Annotated in this window: 19 protein-coding genes; 5 read left to right on the top strand and 14 right to left on the bottom strand. The window is 71.7% G+C overall.

All coding sequences use genetic code 11. From position 1 onward, the window contains the following. Positions 1 to 55: 55 nt before the first annotated feature. On the bottom strand, positions 56 to 226 hold the full coding sequence (locus N865_RS22655) for a hypothetical protein (protein ID WP_157557587.1): 171 nt from the start codon (positions 224 to 226) through the stop codon (positions 56 to 58). Between the two features lie 82 nt (positions 227 to 308). Between N865_RS22655 and N865_RS06350 the strand changes: the two genes are divergently transcribed. Continuing rightward, complete coding sequence (locus N865_RS06350) at positions 309 to 1283, top strand: helix-turn-helix domain-containing protein (protein WP_034803018.1); 975 nt, start codon at positions 309 to 311, stop codon at positions 1281 to 1283. Between the two features lie 156 nt (positions 1284 to 1439). Here the strand turns inward: N865_RS06350 and N865_RS06345 are convergent, their stop codons facing one another. The 6 genes from N865_RS06345 to N865_RS06320 form a co-directional block, all read right to left on the bottom strand. Beyond that, complete coding sequence (locus N865_RS06345) at positions 1440 to 2942, bottom strand: tryptophan-rich sensory protein (RefSeq protein WP_245603689.1); 1503 nt, start codon at positions 2940 to 2942, stop codon at positions 1440 to 1442. A gap of 5 nt (positions 2943 to 2947) precedes the next feature. Further along, positions 2948 to 3667: a CPBP family intramembrane glutamic endopeptidase gene (locus tag N865_RS06340; protein WP_034803147.1), complete on the bottom strand. Its 720-nt coding sequence runs from the start codon at positions 3665 to 3667 to the stop codon at positions 2948 to 2950. Between the two features lie 2 nt (positions 3668 to 3669). Beyond that, positions 3670 to 5025, bottom strand: a complete 1356-nt coding sequence (locus N865_RS06335; RefSeq protein WP_034803012.1) for a cryptochrome/photolyase family protein — start codon at positions 5023 to 5025, stop codon at positions 3670 to 3672. Between the two features lie 61 nt (positions 5026 to 5086). Beyond that, on the bottom strand, positions 5087 to 6370 hold the full coding sequence (locus N865_RS06330) for an SAM-dependent methyltransferase (protein WP_051510265.1): 1284 nt from the start codon (positions 6368 to 6370) through the stop codon (positions 5087 to 5089). Next, a complete protein-coding gene (locus tag N865_RS06325) occupies positions 6367 to 7116 on the bottom strand; it encodes a DUF1365 domain-containing protein (protein ID WP_034803142.1) in 750 nt (249 codons plus the stop codon). The genes N865_RS06330 and N865_RS06325 overlap by 4 nt, the downstream gene beginning before the upstream one ends. Before the next feature lie 2 nt (positions 7117 to 7118). Further along, complete coding sequence (locus N865_RS06320; protein ID WP_084328001.1) at positions 7119 to 8384, bottom strand: NAD(P)/FAD-dependent oxidoreductase; 1266 nt, start codon at positions 8382 to 8384, stop codon at positions 7119 to 7121. A gap of 138 nt (positions 8385 to 8522) precedes the next feature. On the opposite strand from N865_RS06320, the gene N865_RS06315 reads away from it, so the two are divergent. Then, on the top strand, positions 8523 to 8981 hold the full coding sequence (locus N865_RS06315; protein WP_034803009.1) for an SRPBCC family protein: 459 nt from the start codon (positions 8523 to 8525) through the stop codon (positions 8979 to 8981). 8 nt (positions 8982 to 8989) lie between these two features. Continuing rightward, on the top strand, positions 8990 to 9946 hold the full coding sequence (locus N865_RS06310; protein WP_034803006.1) for a MerR family transcriptional regulator: 957 nt from the start codon (positions 8990 to 8992) through the stop codon (positions 9944 to 9946). 78 nt (positions 9947 to 10024) lie between these two features. Here the strand turns inward: N865_RS06310 and N865_RS06305 are convergent, their stop codons facing one another. Further along, positions 10025 to 11005: a polysaccharide deacetylase family protein gene (locus N865_RS06305; RefSeq protein WP_034803003.1), complete on the bottom strand. Its 981-nt coding sequence runs from the start codon at positions 11003 to 11005 to the stop codon at positions 10025 to 10027. 49 nt (positions 11006 to 11054) lie between these two features. Then, the gene (locus N865_RS06300; protein WP_034803000.1) at positions 11055 to 12200 is read right to left on the bottom strand and encodes a N(5)-(carboxyethyl)ornithine synthase; all 1146 of its coding nucleotides are present in this window, start codon (positions 12198 to 12200) and stop codon (positions 11055 to 11057) included. A gap of 171 nt (positions 12201 to 12371) precedes the next feature. On the opposite strand from N865_RS06300, the gene N865_RS06295 reads away from it, so the two are divergent. Continuing rightward, positions 12372 to 14186: a SulP family inorganic anion transporter gene (locus tag N865_RS06295; protein ID WP_084328000.1), complete on the top strand. Its 1815-nt coding sequence runs from the start codon at positions 12372 to 12374 to the stop codon at positions 14184 to 14186. A gap of 92 nt (positions 14187 to 14278) precedes the next feature. Here N865_RS06295 and N865_RS22650 read toward each other — a convergent pair whose 3' ends face one another. The 5 genes from N865_RS22650 to N865_RS06270 all read right to left on the bottom strand — a co-directional run bounded on the left by N865_RS22650 (position 14279) and on the right by N865_RS06270 (position 18372). Beyond that, complete coding sequence (locus N865_RS22650; protein WP_157557586.1) at positions 14279 to 14422, bottom strand: hypothetical protein; 144 nt, start codon at positions 14420 to 14422, stop codon at positions 14279 to 14281. A gap of 256 nt (positions 14423 to 14678) precedes the next feature. After that, entirely contained in the window at positions 14679 to 16166 is a 1488-nt protein-coding gene (locus N865_RS06285) for a vWA domain-containing protein (protein ID WP_034802994.1), read from the bottom strand. 417 nt (positions 16167 to 16583) lie between these two features. After that, positions 16584 to 16949, bottom strand: coding sequence for a hypothetical protein (locus N865_RS06280; RefSeq protein ID WP_034802991.1), 366 nt, complete (start codon positions 16947 to 16949; stop codon positions 16584 to 16586). 426 nt (positions 16950 to 17375) lie between these two features. Beyond that, positions 17376 to 17660, bottom strand: coding sequence for a hypothetical protein (locus tag N865_RS22645; RefSeq protein WP_157557585.1), 285 nt, complete (start codon positions 17658 to 17660; stop codon positions 17376 to 17378). A gap of 67 nt (positions 17661 to 17727) precedes the next feature. Further along, complete coding sequence (locus N865_RS06270; RefSeq protein WP_034803134.1) at positions 17728 to 18372, bottom strand: GNAT family N-acetyltransferase; 645 nt, start codon at positions 18370 to 18372, stop codon at positions 17728 to 17730. A 241-nt stretch (positions 18373 to 18613) separates the two neighbouring features. Here N865_RS06270 and N865_RS06265 point away from each other — a divergent pair, with 241 nt between their 5' ends. Further along, positions 18614 to 18970 (top strand): YciI family protein, encoded by a 357-nt coding sequence (locus tag N865_RS06265; RefSeq protein ID WP_034803131.1) that lies wholly within the window; start codon positions 18614 to 18616, stop codon positions 18968 to 18970.

Raw genomic sequence — 18970 nt, 5'->3', positions numbered from 1 at the left:
ATCCCATAACCATGTATTGGCATAGAAAGAAGCGTAACTTATGTCCGGCGGGCCGTCACGAGCGAGTCGACGTCCCGGCGTTCGTGTCGTGGAGGACGCGCTCGAGGTCCACGTCGACGACGTCCGAGCCGAACGGGGCATGGGGGAGGCGCGCGGTGCGTCGGTGTGCGGGGCCGGTGGCGGCGACGATGGCGATGATCATGAGGATGAAGACGACGGTGTTCATGGCAGAAAGTCTGCGCGCATCGTGATGCTGCCACGAGTGGCAGGACCGACACTGTACGTGAATTTCCTGCCATACTCGAACCATGCTGCGAACCATCGCCGTCGTCATCCAGGAGCCGGTCGCCACGTTCGAGCTGGGCGTGCTCTGCGAGGTGTTCGGGATCGACCGCACCGACGACGGGGTGCCGGCCTTCGACTTCCGAGTCTGCTCCTCGCGCCCGGGAGAGGTGCTCCGGTCGACGACGGGCATCGGGATCGTGGCACCAAACTCCCTCGACGCCGCCCTGGACGCCGACCTCGTCGCGGTCCCCGGCGGCTCGACCGACGCTCTGGCTGACGGGCCGGCTGACGAGGCCGTCCTCGACGTCCTTCGGATCGCCGTGGAGCGCGGAGCGCGGGTCCTCTCGGTCTGCTCGGGCGCCTTCACCCTCGGCGCGGCAGGGTTGCTGGACGGCCGTGCGTGCGCGACGCACTGGCGGTATGCCGCTCAGCTCGCCGAGCGCCACCCCCTCGCCTCCGTCGACCTCGACGTCCTCTACGTCGAGGACGGACCGGTGGTGACGAGCGCAGGCACCGCCGCGGGGATCGACGCCTGCCTCCATCTCGTCCGGACCGAGTACGGGTCGGAGGTCGCCAACCGCATCGCCCGCCGGATGGTCGTGCCCCCGCACCGGGCGGGAGGGCAGCGCCAGTTCGTCGAGGCGCCGGTGCCGACCGAGCCGTGCGACGGCCTTCAGGACGTCATGGACTGGGTCATCGAGCACCTCGACGAGGAGCACTCGGTCCCGTCGCTCGCTGCCCGGGCGACCATGTCCGAGCGGACGTTCGCGCGGCGTTTCAGCCAGGAGGTCGGCACGACCCCGCACCAGTGGCTGACGGCCCAGCGGGTGCTCCGGGCGCGACACCTCCTCGAGACGACCGGCCTCGATGTCGAGCGGATCGCGCAGCGCAGCGGCTTCGGCACGGCGGCGGTCCTGCGCCACCACTTCCAGCGGCAGCTAGGGGTCGCGCCCCTGCAGTACCGCCGGACCTTCACCGGCGACTCGGCCTCGGCGTGAGCGCGTTCCGCCTGACGACCACGATCGCCCACCGCACGGGCTCCTCGCGCCCGACCGGGCCCAGACGGCCGAGCTCGTGGTCGTCAGCCGGAACGTAGCCGCCTCTAACGCACTCTTGCCCCAGACCTAGAGAGCACTAGCGACCCGCATCGAGACCTAGCGCCGGCGGTTTCGCCGGGCGATCGCCGTGGAGAGCACGGTCGCGAAACCGGTCCACGCGGCATACGGCACGAGAGCGAGCCCTGCGGTCCGGTGCGTGGCCATCGAACGGCGGGCGAGGGCGGCCGAGCTCGCCGTCAGGGCCGCGCACTCCAAGGCCGCCACACCCGGGCGCCTGGCCCGCCAGAACAGCCAGCTCCAGGCGGTGTTGAGGGCGAGGTTGGTCCCGAACGCCTTGAGGTAGGCGCTCCGCCCCGGTGCGTCGCCGGCCCGGTCGAGGGCGTTGAGCGTCGTCGCCGCGCTGCCCGCGATCGCCGTGTAGAGGGGCGTCCACACGAGCCCGAAGGTCGCGGGGGGCGGCTGCCAGGGCGGCAGGTCGAGCGAGCGGTACCACTGGGAGCCGGGCTTGGTCGCGAGCCCGCCGGCGACCGCACAGGCGACCGTCGCACCGACCGCGATGGCGAGGTTGCGCGGGGCCGTGTCGGGGCGCACCGTCTTCATCGCCGACCGGACGGCGGTGTCGAACCCCTCGAGGCCCCCGGGGACCACCACGAGGTCGAGCAGGTCGTCCTCCTTCGCGACGACCTCGTGGACGAGGCTGCCGACGAGCGGCTTGGCGAGGCCCGCCGAGATCGGCGTGACGAGCCCGACCCAGTGGCTCGCGAGGCGTGGGGTCAGGACGGGGACCGTGACGACCGGCCGGCGGCGGCGCCCGGTCACGTCGGCGAACCGCTGGATCATCTCCCGGTACGTCATGATCTCCGGCCCGCCGATGTCGAAGGTCCGGTTGACGTCCGCGGGCAGGCTGCCGGCCCCGGCGAGGAGCGTGATGACGTCGTCGATCGCGATCGGCTGGATGCGGTTGTCGAGCCACTTCGGCGCGATCATCGCGGGCAGTCGGGTGGTCAGGTAGCGCAGCATGTCGAACGACGCCGACCCGTCTCCGAGCACGACGGCCGCTTGCAGCACCGCGGTGGGCACGCCGGAGTCGAGCAGGATCCGCCCGACCTCGACGCGGGACGCGAGGTGCGGGGAGAGGACCTCGTCGTCGGGGTGGAGGCCGCCGAGGTAGACGATCCGCTCGACGCCGGTCTCTCGTGCGGCGGTGGCGAAGATCGTCGCCGCCTCCCGGTCGCGGCGGGCGAAGTCGGGCCGGTCGTCCATCGAGTGGACGAGGTAGTACGCCGTCCGTATGCCGCTCAGCGCCCGCCGCATGTCGTCCGCGGACGCGACGTCGCCCTCCAGGACGTCGACCCACCGGCGCCAGGGCCGGTCGTCGAGCGAAGAGGCGTGGCGGGTCAGGACTCGAACCGACCAGCCGTCCTCGAGCAGCCGTGGGACGAGGTGGCCGCCGATGTACCCGGACGCGCCCGTGACGAGCGCCGTTCGGGCGGTGGAGGATTCGTGGCGGGTCGCCGTCCGGGGGGCCGTGTCGGGCACGGTCCCGGGCGGGCTCGCTGCCGATGGTGCGGTCGGGACGGGAGCGGGGGAGTGGGGCACGCACATCACCTGGCCAGCTGGAGGACGGGGGGAAGGAGCAGGAGCATCCCGGTCGACCACGTCACGTGCGTGATGATCGGGGCGAGGATCCCACCGGTGACGCGCCGCTGCAGCGCGGTGACGACCCCGACGGCGACGGCGGCGAGGACGAGCAGGGGGATGCCGCTGCCCACCGTCGTCAGGGCGTAGAGGACCGTCGTGATGGCGACCGGGTGGGTCGGCAGGGCGGCATAGAGCGCGCCGCGGAAGTAGAGCTCCTCGACGAGGCCGTTGAGCATCGTGATGCCGAGGACCGCCGGCAGGGAGCCGAACCGGGCGTGGTCGAGCAGCTCGTCGACGGGCTGGCGCAGCAGCGGGAACCGGGCGACGACGAGTGCGCCCGCGAGGAAGATCGCGAGGAGGAGCGCGCCGAGGGCGAGGGACTGGACGACGGGCCGGGCGCGGCTTCCGCTCCGCGTGTGTCCCCAGCCGACGTGGAGGGGGCCGGACGCGATCGCCCCGATCCCCCAGACCGCCGCGAGCGCGAGCGTCGCTCCGTAGAAGCGCGCGTCGCCGGGCTGGATGCGCAGCGCGTAGGCGAGCACGGCCGTGCCGATGACGAAGGTCGCCGCGACGACGACGCGCCGCCGCATCCGGGACGCCGGCGGGTCGGGTCGCTGGCCTGGGACCGGGTCGACGAGGGCGGCCTCGAGGAAGGCCCGGAGCTCCTGGACGGGTCCGCGCACGGTCACCTCCGTGCTGTCTCGTAGCGGGCGAGGGCCTCCCGGCGTTCGACGTCGTGGTCGACGATCGGTGCCGGGTAGCCCGCGTCGTGTCCCTTCGCATGCTTCCACGGCTCGTGCGCGGCCGCCCCGGGCAGGTGCCGGAGCTCTGGCACCCAGCGGCGGACGTAGTCGCCGTCGGGATCGAACTTCCGGCCCTGGGTGACGGGGTTGAAGACCCGGAAGTACGGCGAGGCGTCGGTCCCGGTCCCGGCGACCCACTGCCAGCCGTGGTTGTTGGAGGCGAGGTCGCCGTCGAGGAGGTGGGCGAGGAAGTGCCGGGCCCCGACCGGCCACCAGACGTGGAGGTCCTTGGTGAGGAAGCTCGCCGTGATCATCCGGACCCGGTTGTGCATCCAGCCCTCGGCGAGCAGCTGGCGCATCCCCGCGTCGACGATGGGGAACCCGGTGCGCCCCTCACGCCACGCGTCGATCCGGGCCTCGGTCTCGGGGCCGTCGTCGTAGGGGAGCCGGGAGAGCTCGGGTCGCAGGTCGTGCCACGCCGACTCGGGGTGGTGCCAGAGCACGTCGGCGTAGAACTCCCGCCAGACGAGCTCGTTGACGTAGGTCTCGGTGGCACGCAGCCGCCCGGCCGAGTGGGCGGCGATGTCGGCGAGCATCGTCCGGGGGTGGATCTCGCCGTACTTGAGGGCCACCGACATGCGGCTCGTCGTGTCGAGGTCGGGCCGGTCGCGCTCGGTCGCGTAGTCGGTGAGACCGCCCTGGACGTATGCCGTCCAGCGGGCGAGGGCGGCTGCCTCCCCCGCGTCGGTGGCGGGGTCGCCCGTGGTCGGGGGCAGGGCCTCGGAGGGGACGCCGCGCCGCCATCGCACCGAGTCGGGGGTCGGCGCCGGTGCCGGCCGCCCGTGCGCGCGCCAGGCCCGGGCGAACGGGGTGAAGACCTTGTAGGGCGCGCCCGCCTGGTTGAGGAGGCGACCTGGCCCGACGGCATACGGCGTGCCGGTGGGGACGAGGCGGCGTCCCGACCCCTCGAGGGCGGCGGCGACGGCCTCGTCGCGGCGGCGGCCGTAGGGCGTCGTCTCCCGCGAGACGTGGACCTCGCCGGCGCCGACCTCGGCGGCGACCGCGGGGACGACCTCCCGCGGGTCGCCGCGGTGGAGGACGAGCGCGCCGTCCGTCGACGCGGAGAGGGCGGCGAGCGAGGCGAGGAGGCGGTCGGCCCGCGGGGTCCCCTCGTGCAGGAGCGACGGGTCGAGGACGAAGAGCGGCAGCACCTCGTCCGCGCCGGCGATCGCGGCGAGGAGGGCCGGGTGGTCGCCGAGTCTCAGGTCCCTGCGGAACCACAGGACGGACGTCGTCATGCCGCCCCTCCCTGCCGGGTGACGAGGAGGGTGCCCGGTCCGGGCCGCGGCCGACGGGTCATCAGGGCGCCTCGCCTCCCGCGGTCCGGTCCTGCGCCCGCTCGAGGCGGACCTGGGCGACGTCGAGGTAGCCCGACGCGAAGCCGGCCTCGCAGTAGGCGAGGTAGAACTCCCACTTGCGCCGGAAGGTCTCGTCGAACCCGAGCGCGTGGACCTCGGGCCACCTGCTGGTGAACGTCTCGCGCCAGCGGCGGAGGGTCTCGGCGTAGTCCCTGCCGAAGGCGTGGACGCCGGTCACCGTCAGGGCCGTGTGGTCGGCGGTCGTCTCCTCGATCGCCCGCAGGCTCGGGATGAGCCCGCCCGGGAAGATGTGCTTCTGGATCCAGCCGTAGGAGTGCTTCGTCGCCATGAGCCGCTCGTGCGACATGAGGATGGCCTGGACGGCCGCGACCCCGCCCGGGGCGAGTCGCTCGTCGATCGTCCGGAAGTACGCGGGCCAGTACTCCTCGCCGACGGCCTCGATCATCTCGACGCTGACGATGGCGTCGTAGCTACCCTCGACCTCGCGGTAGTCCTCGATGCGGATGTCGACCCGGTCCGTGAGCCCGGCCTCGGCGACGCGCTTGCGGGCGAGGGTCGCCTGCTCGCGCGAGAGGGTGAGCGAGGTGACGTCGGCCCCACGGCGGGCCGCCTCGATGGCGAGGGTGCCCCAGCCGGTGCCGATCTCGAGAACGCGGCTGCCCTCGGTGACGCGGGCCTCGTCGAGGATCGCGTTGACCTTGCGCACCTGGGCCTCGGCGAGGTCCTGCTCCTCCACGGCCCGGGCCGGGTCGAACAGGGCGGAGCTGTAGGTCAGCGTCTCGTCGAGGAACGTCGCGAAGAGCTCGTTGCTGAGGTCGTAGTGGGCCTCGATGTTCCTGCGCGAGCCGAGGAGCGAGTTGCGCTGGGCCGCGGGGATGCGCCGGTCGACGAACCCGCGCAGCGCGAGCAGCCGCGGCGGGACCGCGGTCGTGAGGCGTTCGGCGAAGGGCAGGAGCAGCTCGGCGAGGTCGGTCCCCGGGGCGGCGCGCCAGTCGCCGGCCATGTAGGCCTCGCCGATGCCGATCTTCGGGTGGTGAGCGAGCCGCTCGAAGACGGCGGTGGGCCGGACGATCTCGAGGGTGGGCCGGTCGGCCCGGGGCGCGCCGCCCCCGAGGAGCGACCCGTCGGGCATGAGGACGTCGACCGGGACGCGCTGGGCGACCTGGGCGAGGATCTCGCGGGCGACGCGGGCGCGGACGCAGAGGACGCGGAGGGCCGGCTTGCGCAGGCAGATGGGCTGGGTGACGGCGGGCAGGGCGGTCATCGGACGGCTTCCTCGGGGTGTGGTGGTCGGGGCGTCACGGGCAGCCGGCGCAGCCACAACCGGATCCCGTGCAGGCGGATGAGGGCGGTGACGCGTTGGGTCATGAGCCCGTGGCGGCGGATGACGGAACGCAGGGCGCGCGGCGTGGCCGGCGAGGCGGTGCCGCGCGTGACGGCCGTGAGGACGCGCTCGCCGTCCCGGTCGAGACGCACCGAGACGCCGACGACGCGTTCGTCGAGGAGGAGGCTGACGGCATACGTGCCGGAGACGTCGTTGAAGGGCGAGACGTAGAACGCCTTGTCGACGGAGGCGGTCCCGTCCTCGGCGACGTCGAGGAGGTAGGCGTGGCGCTCGCCGTACGTGTTGTGGACCTCGAAGACGACCGCGACGAGCTCGCCGTCGGGGCGCAGGCACCAGAAGACGGAGAGCGGGTCGAAGACGTGCCCGAGGACCCGCGCGTTGGCGAGCATGAGGACCCGGTCGTCGGCGGCGAGCGTCACGCCTCGGGCCTCGAGAAATCGTTCGACGTCTCCGCGGATGCCGCCGCCGAGGCGGCCCCCGTCGAGGTGGTCCCGCGCGTCGAAACCCGCGAAAAACCCTAGGAGCCAAGGGAACCGGGGCAGGTCGTCCACGTCGACGAGCCACTGGTAGTGCGGGTGCGTGAACGCGTTGGTCAGCGGTGCGCGGCGCGAGTGCGTGACGGTCCCCTCGACGAGGGCGGGGACGGGTGGCGGGCTGACGCGCATCGTCACCACCGCGCTCCGAGGGACTCGGCGGCCTCGACGCCGGACCGGCAGCCGTCCTCGTGGAAGCCCCAGCCGAGGTGGGCCCCGGCGAAGGCGAGCCGGTCGCCGCCGGCGGTCCGCAGGCGCCCCGCGGCCGCGACGGCCTCGCGGGTGAAGACCGGGTGCTCGTACGTCATCCGGGCCGTCACCGTGGCGGGGTCGACGTGGGCACCGGGGTTGAGCGTGACGACGTGGTCGTCGACGTCCCGTATGCCGTGCAGCCTGTTCATCCAGTAGCTGACCAGAACGTCGGGTGCGGGTGCGTCGCACGAGCGCATCCGGTAGTTCCACGACGCGCGGGCCTGGCGGGCGCGGGGAAGGACCGAGGAGTCGCGGTGCAGCCAGGTCGTGTTGCGGGAGTAGCGGATCGCGCCGAGGTCGCGCTTCTCGTCGGGTGTCGCGTCGGCGAGGATCTCGAGGGACTGGTCGGCGTGTGTCGCGATGACGGCCCGGTCGAAGGTGACGACGGGCTGCCCCTCGACGCGGACGTCTACGCCGTCGTCGTGGCGCGTCACCGCCGCGACGGGGCTGTCCCGCCGGACGTCGGGCAGGCGCTCGACGAGCCGGTCGACGTAGGTCCCCGACCCGCCGACGACGGTCCGCCACGTCGGCGAACCGGTCACCGTGAGCATCCCGTGGTGGTCGAGGAACCGGAACAAGTGGCGCGCCGGGTAGGTCGTCGCGTCGAGGTCGCCGCACGACCACACGCACGACACGAGCGGGATGGCGAAGTGCCGCACGAAGTGGGTCGAGAAGCCCTCGGTGGCGAGGAACTCGCCCCACGTCGGGTCGCTCGTGTCGTCGGCGAGGAGGCGCCGGGCCGCCCGGTGGAAGCGCGGCACCTCGGCCAGCATCCGCACGTGGCGCGGGTCGGCGGCCCGCCACGGTTGGGCGAAGAGGCCCTTGGGACCCCGCCCCCCGGCATACGACAGGCCGCAGCCCTCGCACGTGATGGACATGCTCATCTCGGTCGGCTGGGTCGCGACGCCGAGCTCCCGGAAGAGGCGCAGGAGGTGGGGGTAGGTCCGCTCGTTGTGGACGATGAACCCGCTGTCGATGCGCAGGCTCCGCCCGGCCGAGGGGACGTCGTGGGTGTGGGCGTGCCCGCCGAAGCGCGTGTCCGCCTCGAAGAGGGTGACGTCGTGGGTCATGCTGAGCACGTGGGCGGCGGTCAGCCCGGAGACACCCGCCCCGATCACTGCGGCTGTGGGTCTGGCGGTCACGGTCACCGAGGTCCTCCTGGTCTGGCATGTCCCGAGTGGTTCGGTGCCGCTGGCTGCGCGGATGGTGGTCCGCCAATGGATTGTCCATTGTTCGTCCACACCGTAGAGTGGTTGTCGAAGGTCTGTCAAAGGTTTGGAGAACCCATGGACATCGTGCGTACCGTGACCGTCGACCGTCCCGTCGACGAGGTGTTCACCTACCTCAGCGACTTCACGACGACGACCGAGTGGGACCCCGGGACCGTCCGGACCGTCGTCGTGTCCGGTGACGGCGGTGTCGGCACGCGCTACCGCAACACCTCGAAGTTCCTCGGCCGCGAGACCGAGCTCGACTACCTCGTCACCGACATCGTCCCGGGCGAGCGCTTCGCCCTGCGCGGCGAGAACGCCACCGTCGTCGCCAACGACACGATGACCTTCGCCCGGACCTACGCCGCCAACGGCGACGGAGGGGGCGGGGACGGGGGCACGACGGTCACCTACCACGCCGCGTTCGAGCTCAAGGGGATCGCGAGGTTCGTCGCGCCCCTGCTCTCGCCGGCCTTCCAGCGGCTCGGCGACGAGGCCGAGAAGGGGCTGCGCGAGGCCCTGACGAGGCTCTAGGCGACCGCGTGTACACCATCAAACGGGCAGCGGAGCTGACCGGCATCAGCGTCGCGACCCTGCGTGCCTGGGAGCGGCGCTACGGCGTCGTCCATCCCCAGCGGACCGAGGGCGGCTACCGCCTCTACGGTCCCGACGACGTCCGCGCGCTCGCGATCATGAACTCCCTCGTCAACGAGGGCTGGTCGGCGCGCGAGGCCGCGCAGGAGACGCTCGTCCGGCTGTCCGGCGAGCGTCGTGCGGCTCCGGCCGACGCCGAGGTCGCGACGATCGACCGCTCGGAGCTCATGGGTGGGGCGGTGGCCCCGGTCGTCTCGCTCCTCGCGACCCGGCACACGCAGGCCGACAGCGACGACGCGGAGGCCTTCGTCCGCGCGGCCGAACGGCTCGACGCCGCGGCGGCGGCGAGCGTCCTCGACGCGCGCTTCGCCCTCGGCACGTTCGAGCACGTCGTCGACAGCTGGCTCATGCCGACGCTGAGCCGCGTCGGGGAGGCGTGGGCCGAGGGCCGGCTCACCGTCGCCGGCGAGCACCTCGTGTCGTATGCCGTCCAGCGCCGTCTCGCGGCCGCCTACGAGGCGGCCTCGGGTCGGGTCGACGGGCCGACCGTCATCATCGGGCTGCCTCCGGGCTCCCGGCACGAGCTCGGCCTGCTGGCGTTCGCGGTCGCGGCGCGCCGGGCCGGGCTCGCGACGGTCTACGTCGGCGCCGACCTCCCAGTCGAGGACTGGGTGACGGCGATGGAGGCCCGCCAGGCCGGCGGGGTCGTCATGGCGGTGCCCCGGCTCATCGACATCCCGCCGGCGGAGTCGATCGTCCGTCACCTGCGCGCGGCCGAGCCCGAGGTCGTCATCGGTGTGGGCGGCCGGTTCCAGGACTCCCTCGAGGACGGCTGCGTGCCACTCGGCCACTCGATCGCCGGGGGCGTGGCCGTCCTGTCCCGCCTGCTGCGCATCCCCGCGTAGACCCCGCCGGCCGGCATACCCCTGTCGGGTAGAGCCCGCCATGGACAGGGTGCCGTGGAGAGGGTGCCGTGCTGAGGCTCAGGGCGCCGGTCCGATCACCGCGCCGAGCGTGACGAACGAGTACCCGCGAGCCCTCAGACCGTCGATCACGGCCGGGAGCGCGCTCGCGTCGAGCGTGGAGTGGTCGGTCGGGTGGGCCCCGACATGCATGAGGACGATCTCGCCCGGCCGCGCCGCGTCGAGGACCCGGTCGACGACCGTCGACACGGACTGGCCGCCGGACGTGCCCTTCCAGCCGAGCGTGTCGACGGTCCAGCGGAACGGGACGTAGCACTCGCTGTTGACGACCGAGATGGTCCGGGCGTTGACGGCGCCGAACGGGAAGCGGAAGTACGGCCGCGGGTCCTGGCCCGTGACGGCCTTGATCCGCGAGGCTGCCGTCCGGATCTCGGTCCGGATCGCACTGTCCGACTTCAGCGTCAGGTCCGGATGGCTGAAGGTGTGGTTGCCGACCGGGTACCGGGAGACGGCGCGGGCGCTCGCAGGGAAGCTGTTGACGAACTCGCCCGTGAGGAAGAAGGTCGCCGGCACGCCCTTGGCCGACAGCGTCGACAGGATCGAGGCGACCCCGGCGTTGTCGGCGCCGCCGTCGAAGGTGAGCGCGAGGACCTTGCGGGAGGTGCCGAGGGTCGTCAGGTCGCGGCCGAGCAGGCTGCTCGGGATCGAGCACGTCGTGCTCGGCGGCTTTGTGGTCGGGCTCGTCGGGCTCGGGGCCCGGGTGGTCGGCCGCGGACTGGTCGACGTGGGGGGCCGGGTGGTGCTCGTCGGGCGCGTCGTCGTCGGCGACGGCGGGCTCTGCGTCGGGACGGGCGCGGGGACGGTGGAGGTGGCGCTCGTGGTGCCCGTTGGGGTGGCGCTCCCCCCGGTGCTCGCACCAGTGGTGCCGGTCCCGCCCGGTGAGCCTGTCGTGCAGGCGGCCAGCGGGAGGGCGAAGGCCGCGACCGCTGCGACGGCGACCGCGAGACGGCCCGGTCGGTGGCTGGCTCGACCGTTGCCCATGGTCGCCCTCCTCGTACTCGTCCGCGGGGCCGACCTCCCGACGTCGGCGCTACGTCGCGAGGGGCCAGTGCGGGTGGATCGGCGCGCGGTGCTGGAAGGAGATGATCGCCGGGTTGAGGATCGAGCCGTCGCGGATCTCGATCGCCCGGCGGATCGTCGGGTTCTCGTCCCAGGCCTCCGGGCCGTCCATGACGGGACGGAGGAAGGGCAGGAGCGCCTCGCTGTTCTCCCACGTCGCGGAGTCCCACAGCAGCGACGGGCTGTGGTCGACGGCATAGTGCAGGACGTGGTCGCCGACGACGAAGGTCGGCTCGGTGAAACTCGTCGGCCGGGCCCAGCTGAAGCCCATGCCCTCGTCGCACGAGACGTCGACGACGACGGACCCGGGCCGGAGCAGCCAGAGGTCGTCGTCCGTCATGAAGACCACCGGGGCGTCGGTGTCCTGGAGGACGCAGTTGACGATGACGTCGTGCTGGGAGAGGAAGCGGGCGAGCGGCACCGGGCCCTCCTCGGTGACCGCGTGGCTCACGCCGTTGCCGGTGTCGCTGTCGAAGTGGACGATCCGCGCGCAGTGGATCGGCGCCGCGACCGCCGCGATGGCCCGGTGGGTGAGGACGTCGATCTCGTGGACGCCGAGGGCGTCGAGAGCGGTCACCGCGCCGCGCGCGGTCGCGCCGAAGCCGATGACGACGGCGCTGAGGCGCCGGCCGTAGTCACCGGTCGCCCCCGCGAGCTGCATGGCGTGGAGCACGGAGCAGTAGCCGGCGAGCTCGTTGTTCTTGTGGAAGACGTGCAGGTTGAAGGAGCCGTCGCGGTTCCAGTGGTTCATCGCCTCGAAGGCGATGAGCGTCAGCTTGCGGTCGATGGCGACCTGGGTCAGCTCGGAGTCCTGCACGCAGTGCGGCCAGCCCCAGAGGACCTGCCCGATCCGCATCGCGGCGATCTCGGCGAGAAGGGGCTTGGGCTGCAGGATGATGTCGCACTCCTCGTACAGCTCCTCGGCCGTCCGGAAGCCCCCGACCGACGCCTTGAGCTGCTCGTCCGTCACGCCGAAACCGGCGCCGTACCCGTGCTCGAGGAGGACGTCCTCGCGGAGGTCGTCGGGGATCCGCGTCAGGTGGCGGGGATGCAGGGGGAGTCGCCGCTCGTGCTCCTTGTGCGAGCGGGCCATGATGCCGAGGCTCAGCCGTCCCATGTCGATTCCTCCCGCTGGACGATCCCCCGTTTGTCCCGTCAGGCACTGCCCTCCGACGGGCAGTCGCCTCTGCTTTCACCGTACGCCGGGCCCGAGGAACTGTTCCGGGGTTGGGGCAGGCACTCGGTGTGATCTGCCGCATGACCGGCGCAGCCGCCCTACCCTCGCCGTATGGACAAGGCGGCGGGGGCCGGGGCGCAGCGGCACCCGCGCGGCCGAGCTCCGGACCATTCGCGCTGGGAGCGGCTCCTGCCCGGTGTCGGGGTCCTCCGCCGCTACGACCGGTCCTGGCTGCGGGGGGACGTCCTCGGCGGCATCACCGTGGCCGCCTACCTCGTGCCGCAGGTCCTGGCCTACGCCGAGGTCGCCGGCCTGCCCGCCGTCACCGGCCTCTGGGCGGTCGGGCCGGGGCTGCTCACGTACGCGATCCTCGGTTCGTCGCGCCAGCTGTCTGTCGGGCCCGAGTCGACGACGGCCCTCATGACCGCTGCCGGTGTCGGCGCCCTCGTGACGGCGAGCGGCCTGGGCGCCGCCGGGTACGCCGAGACGGCAGCCCTGCTCGCCGTCGCAGTCGGTCTGATCTGCGTCGTCGGGCGGGTGTCCCGGCTCGGCTTCCTCGCCGAGCTGCTCTCCAAGCCGGTCCTCGTCGGGTACATGGCCGGGATCGCCGCCCTGATGATCGTCAGCCAGATCGGCAAGATCACCGGGATCGCGGTCGAGGGCGACTCCTTCCTCCAGGAGCTCCGGTATGCCGTGACCCACCTCGGCGACGTCCACCTCCCGACCCTGTGGCTGGCGCTGGCCGTGCTCGGGCTGCTCCTGGCCCTCCAGCGCTGGGCGCCGCGCTGGCCCGGGCCGCTCCTCGGGATGCTCGGCGCGACGGTGGTGGTGCGCGTGCTCGACCTCACGGCATACGGCATCAAGGTCGTCGGGGAGGTGCCCCAGGGACTGCCGCAGGTCCACGTCCCCGACCTCGGCTCCGTCGACCTGTGGGCACTCCTGCCGGCCGCGCTCGGCATCACCGTCGTCGCGTACTCCGACAACGTGCTCACCGCGCGCGCGTTCGCCGGCCGCCACCAGGAGTCGATCGACGCCGACCAGGAGTTCCTCGCGCTCGGCGCCGCGAACATCGGCAGCGGTCTCCTCCAGGGGTTCCCGATCAGCTCCAGCGGCAGCCGCACCGTCATCGCCGACACGATGGGCAGCCGGACACAGCTGCACTCGCTCGTCTCGCTCGTCCTCGTCATCGCGACGCTGCTCTGGCTCGGGCCGGTCATCGGCGCGTTCCCGACCGCGGCCCTCGGTGCGGTCGTCGTCTACGCGGCACTGCGGCTCGTCGACGTCGCCGAGCTGCGGCGGATCGCGGCGTTCCGACGGAGCGAGCTCGTCCTCGCGCTCGCGACCACGGCCGCCGTCCTCGTCGTCGGCGTGCTGCCGGGGATCGGCGTCGCGATCGCGCTTTCGGTCCTCGACCTGCTCCGGCGGATCGTCCACCCGCACGACGGCGTCCTCGGCTACGTCCCGAACGTCGCCGGGATGCACGACATCGACGACTACCCGGACGCGGTGCAGGTTCCCGGGCTCGTCGTCTACCGCTACGACTCGCCGCTCTTCTTCGCCAACTCCGACGACTTCGTCTCGAGAGCGCTCGAGACGGTGGCGCTGGCCGAGACCCGGGCCCCGGTCGAGTGGTTCCTGCTCAACGCCGAGGCCAACACCGAGGTCGACCTGACGGCCGTCGACGCGCTCGACACGCTGCGCGAGACCCTCGCTGGCCGGGGGATCGCCTTCGCGATGGCGCGGGTCAAGCAGGACATGCGCGAGTCGCTCCAGGGCGCCGGCTTCGTCGAGAAGGTCGGGGAGTCGCTGATCTTCCCGACCCTGCCGACCGCCGTCGTCGCGTATGCCGCCTGGTACGAGCGCGCCCACGGCTTCCCTCCGCCCGGGCTGACCATCCCGCCGGTCCCGCCGTCGCCCGTGGACTGAGGCCGAACGCCGGGGGTGGCGATGCGCCCGGGCGCGGTAAGAGGCTCGTGGGACGGTTGCTGCAGGCGTCGTTGTTCATGCACATGGGCATCTCAGGCTGGCCCGACGACGTCGTACTGTGGCACCCCATAGGGCTGGTCCTCCCGTTCGGGCTGGCCCTCTACGTCCTGGTCATTGCCTTCGCCGAGTTCCGCATGCGGACGCTGCTCGAGCAGGACGCTGTCGTCGTCGTCCACGCGTTCCGTCGGACACGGATCCCATGGGCAGAGGTGCGTGACGTGCGGTTGCGCCACTCCCGTTCCGGCCGCGCCTGGGTTGAGCTCGTGCGAGCGAGCTCGCGGAATGTCGTGCTGCCGGCCCCGGTCGGCATCTATCCCGTGCTGAAGCAGCGACTGGCACACGCAGCGGGGGACCCCACCCGCTCGAACAGGCGGGTGGCTCCTCCCCCGAGCGCCGTCGCACACTCGCGGTGGCCCGAAGGGCTCCGGTCGCTCAGGTGGTGGCGCGGTCGATGAGGCCGACCAGCTCGGCCACGTCACGGTCACTGTCGAGCGACGCCGTGACGGCGGCGGCCCGCTGCCGCAGGTCGTCGGGTCTGGTCCACTGCGTCCAGGGGCCCCCGGTGAGCCGGTCGGTCAGCATGGCGACGACCAGGTCCTGCTGCAGGCGTGGTGAGGCATGCTCGATGCTGGGGGCGCACTCGGCGTCGCTGAGCTGTCGGGAGCGCTCGACCGGCCGGCCGCTCGCATCGAGGTAGCGGACGGTGGCCTTCACGAAGGACGCGTCGCGCGCTCCTTCCCGCAACTCGACGTCGTAGAGCGCGGTGGTGGCGTGCCCGGCGAAGACCTCGCCGCCGTCGATCGCGTCGTTGCGGAAGTCTCGGTCTGCCACGGCGCGGTTCTCGTAGCCCAGCAACCGGTAGGCCGCCACCTGGGCCGGGTCGAACTCGACCTGCGCCTTGGCGTCGCGAGCCGTCACAACGAGCGAGCCGGTGAGCCCGGTGGCGAACACCCGCTCGGCCTCGGCCGAGGTGTCGACGTAGACGTGCCAGCCGTCGCCGCGGTCGGCGAGCTGCTCGAGCAGGTGGTCGTTGTAGTCCTCGATGCCCACGCCGACGGAGATGAGGTTCGTCCCTGCCCGCGCTTGGGCGCTGATCCGGTCGAGGATCCCGCCCGGGGTCGTGTCGCCGACGTTGGCGACACCGTCGCTCACGAGCACGACGCGAGACATCCGACCCTCCGTGTGCATGGACCTCGCCAGGTCGTAGCCGAGGGCGAGACCGGCCGCTGCGTTGGTGGACTCCTGGGGGTGCAGGGAGTCGATCGCCCTGTCGATCGCGAGTCGGTCCGCGGCAGGGGTGGGTTCGAGGGCCACGTCGGCTTCGGTCGAGTAGCACACCATGGCAACGCGATCCGTCGGCCGGAGCGACGTGGCGAGGGTTCGCAGCGCGGCCTTGGTGGTGTCCATCTTGCCGGCCTCACCCATCGACCCGGAACAGTCCACGACCAGCACGAGGTCCGCGTCGGGGCGCGACTCGTGATCGGCGTTCGCGCTCCTGATGCCGACACGGACCAGGCGGTGGCCCTCGCGGAACGGCAGGGGCGCCGCATCGATGCTCACGTCGAGTCCCTCGCGTGGCGCCTGGTAGCCCTGCTCGAAGTAGTTGACGAACTCCTCGGTGCGGACCTCGCTCGGGGCGATCCGGCGGCCCTGGTTCACCGCATCCCTGAATCGGGTGTACGAGCCGGTGTCGATGTCGAGCGCGAAGGTGGAGAGCGGATCCGAGGCCGGGTCGGTCATGGCGAAGTCGCGGGCCGTCGGCAGGTCCGTGGCAAGGCGTGGCGGGGCGGGGGGCGCCTGCCCCGACCGGCCTGCCCCGCTGTCGCTGGACCCGCCGGCGGCACAGGCCGTCACGGCCAGAGCGGTCACAACTGCGATGGCGGCGTGCGTGATGTGACGGCGATGGTTCAGTACTCCCATGGCGGTGCCCCCTGCCTCATCCTTGAGTTGCATTGAGTGCGCGTTGAATCGACCGTAGGAGTGGGCTGCTGCGCTGACAGCGCTGGTTACCGGGACGTGACCCGACTGATGACGCTTCGTGTCCGCTGAGATCCCGGCGAGACCAGCGGGTGATCGCGGCGTGACCATGCGCGGCGTCGCGTATGCCGCGTGCTGCGACCGCGCCCACGGCTTCTCTTCACCCGGGCTGACGATCCAGCCGTTCCCGCCGGCGCCCGTTGGCTGACCGGACCCAAGGCCGAGGGTGCCGATGCGCTGCCCGCCGCTATGTCAGAGGGGCGGCCCTGTGAGGGACGTGACACACCGGGTCTGTCGATGAGCGGTCGGTGGACTGCGAATCACGTAGGACGCTGGCGTTCGTCGCATGTCGGCCGAGATTCACACAGGCTTCAATGGCGCGAGAACTGCGAGCGCGGCAACGACTTCGGTCTGATCGGGTGCGAGGAACAGAACGCACCATGGGTACCCGCTCGGGCCGGTGATGAGAGCAAGCCGCAGCTTCTCGTGAGGCGTTGCCTCCAAGCGGTCGACAACGTCTCGGAACCCAAGCGTCGGGAGCCCGATGTCTTCGACGTGGCTGGCCCGACCCCGGTAGAGCGTCACGAGTTTGGTTGTGGAGGCCAGGCGCTCAAGGATCGCGTCGGCATCCACCTGCGCGGTCGGTTCGTCAAGCACGGCGCGACACGTCGGCACCGCCTCTCCCGTCGCGCCTTCAAGCGCAACCCTGAGGTCGTCTCGAGTCATGGTGCCAGCATGGTGCAACCCGCTCTCATCGAGGTGACCTCTTGCCGGCGGATGAGCGCGAGAGTCCGCGTGTGCCGCCGAGCAGTCTTGCGGATAATCGCCTCGCCACGGTGCGATGTCAGCTTGGCGGTGAGCGGCACTTCGAATCACGGCCCGCCGTATGGTGCGGACGTGTCTACGATTCGCAGGATTCGGGCCGGCGCGGCCGTCCTAACGGTCGTGGGCGTGCTGTCCGCCTGCGGCCCGGCTCAAACCGGAACGATCGGCGTGGGTGTCGACGCTGCGGGGCACCCTGTCGGCTATCTGCGAGTGTGCCGCGGCGAGCACATGGACGGCGCCTTTCTCGACACCGAGCCCCTGAACGACACCACCCCTGCGGTTGCCTCTTGGGGACGTACGGCCCCAGCAACGGGCTCGACGTCTTGGTCATTCGGCAGTCCTGAGGGCGGATGGGTGCTCGGAAGACCAGTCCCAAAGCTGAAGCCGGGGGTCGTGTATCACCTCGAGGCGGGCGCTGACGATGGCTCTGGCGTCAGCCTTTACGTCCTCTTCACTGCCGAGGACCTCACAGCCTTGAAGCCGGGTCAGGTCCGCGTCTACGACACCACCCGGCCCCTCCCTGCAGGCGAGCCCACAGGTAGCCCTGAGCAGCAAGCCCGGGCCGAGAACGACGACTTCATGCGTGTGACCACCCTTCGAGAGTTCGAGCAAGGATCCTGCCTCGGCTGAAGCCCGAGCCCGAAGGAATGGTGGGCCTGCATCCTGTCGTCAGAACGCCTCAGGACAGGGGCAGGAGGGCGTGGCAGGCCTCGATGTTGTGGAGCTGGATGTCGTCCCTGCGTCGCTGCTCCCAGCGGTCCCTGGTCAGCCGCCACCGGTTGAGCAGGGCGGGTTCGCCCTGACGCGTCGCCCAGTCGAACCCGTTGGGCTCGTAGCCGAGACCCTGCGAGATCGCGTTGGAGCCGAGGTTGTCGACGAACGCGTCGCTGGCTGCTTCCTTCGCCCCGAGGCCGTGGAACGCCAGGTGCAGGATCGCCTCGCGCATCTCGTGCCCGAGCCCTCTGCCCCGCAGATCGGTGGACAGCCAGGAGAAGGTGGTGACCGTTCCGAGCGTGGAGAAGCTCACCCCGGCGAGGGACTGTTCCCCGACCGGCCGGCCGTCGACCATGACGACGAAGTACAGCCGCCAGGCGTCGGGTCCGACCTTGCCTCGGCCCCGCCAGATCGCCTGGAGCCACTTGGCGACCCGGAGGTCGGGGTCGGTCTCGTAGAACGACATCGGGTCGTCGTACGGCGCTGGGTCGGCGTGGGTCTTGCCCGAGCGCACGAGATCTGCGAGCTGGTCCAACAGCTCGTCTGTGGCGGCGCGCAGCTCCAGCGTCGGCGTGCTGACGCGGACATCGAGGAGCGGGTAGTTCAGCATGGTGGTCACTCTGCTCTCACGGTCGCGGGTGCTGGTCAGACGCGGGCGGTACACGTGGCCACGCCAAAAGGGATCAAAGCCGACGAAGAGGCGCGAATGCACGCGATTTTGCCCCTGGAGGTCACTGACCCGTTCGAGCCGGTGTTTCATTTCCGGTGGGGCCGTGTCGGATTCGCCCGTCGCCTTTCGTGGAGTGGGTATGGACGCGGTCCACCAGGCCCGCCAGAGCAAAGGAGCAGTCGTGACCGAGTACCTCCTCTACTTCAACCAGCAGTGGGTGGGCGACCACACCGAGGAGTGGTTCCGCAGCCGCGCGCCGCTCGCCATGGCGGCGGTCAACGAGATGAAGGCTGCCGGCGTCTACGTCTTCGCCGGGGGGCTGGAGGAGGACGGCCCGGTCTACAGTGCCGACCCCACCAGTGGCACCGTCATGGTCACCGACGGACCCTACGTCGAGACCAAGGAGTTCCTCGGCGGGTTCGCCGTCGTGGACGTGCCCGACGACGAGACCGCAACGATGTGGGCGGGCAAGCTAGCTGAGGCGTGCGGCTGGCCCCAGGAGGTTCGCCGCTTCGGGTCGCAGCCTCGGATCGAGTGA

This window comes from Intrasporangium oryzae NRRL B-24470 (assembly GCF_000576595.1).
GTDB lineage: Bacteria > Actinomycetota > Actinomycetes > Actinomycetales > Dermatophilaceae > Intrasporangium_C > Intrasporangium_C oryzae.
Note: the sequence above shows the minus strand (reverse complement) of the source record. Positions and strands in the feature narration are given on the sequence as shown.

Excerpts from the sequence above, each read along its gene's own strand:
- N865_RS22655 (WP_157557587.1), bottom strand. The coding sequence starts at position 226 with ATGAACACCGTCGTCTTCATCCTCATGATCATCGCCATCGTCGCCGCC.
- N865_RS06350 (WP_034803018.1), top strand. The coding sequence starts at position 309 with ATGCTGCGAACCATCGCCGTCGTCATCCAGGAGCCGGTCGCCACGTTC.
- N865_RS06335 (WP_034803012.1), bottom strand. The coding sequence starts at position 5,025 with ATGACGACGTCCGTCCTGTGGTTCCGCAGGGACCTGAGACTCGGCGAC.
- N865_RS06330 (WP_051510265.1), bottom strand. The coding sequence starts at position 6,370 with ATGACCGCCCTGCCCGCCGTCACCCAGCCCATCTGCCTGCGCAAGCCG.
- N865_RS06325 (WP_034803142.1), bottom strand. The coding sequence starts at position 7,116 with ATGCGCGTCAGCCCGCCACCCGTCCCCGCCCTCGTCGAGGGGACCGTC.
- N865_RS06315 (WP_034803009.1), top strand. The coding sequence starts at position 8,523 with ATGGACATCGTGCGTACCGTGACCGTCGACCGTCCCGTCGACGAGGTG.
- N865_RS06305 (WP_034803003.1), bottom strand. The coding sequence starts at position 11,005 with ATGGGCAACGGTCGAGCCAGCCACCGACCGGGCCGTCTCGCGGTCGCC.
- N865_RS06300 (WP_034803000.1), bottom strand. The coding sequence starts at position 12,200 with ATGGGACGGCTGAGCCTCGGCATCATGGCCCGCTCGCACAAGGAGCAC.
- N865_RS06295 (WP_084328000.1), top strand. The coding sequence starts at position 12,372 with ATGGACAAGGCGGCGGGGGCCGGGGCGCAGCGGCACCCGCGCGGCCGA.
- N865_RS06285 (WP_034802994.1), bottom strand. The coding sequence starts at position 16,166 with ATGGGAGTACTGAACCATCGCCGTCACATCACGCACGCCGCCATCGCA.
- N865_RS06280 (WP_034802991.1), bottom strand. The coding sequence starts at position 16,949 with ATGACTCGAGACGACCTCAGGGTTGCGCTTGAAGGCGCGACGGGAGAG.
- N865_RS06270 (WP_034803134.1), bottom strand. The coding sequence starts at position 18,372 with ATGCTGAACTACCCGCTCCTCGATGTCCGCGTCAGCACGCCGACGCTG.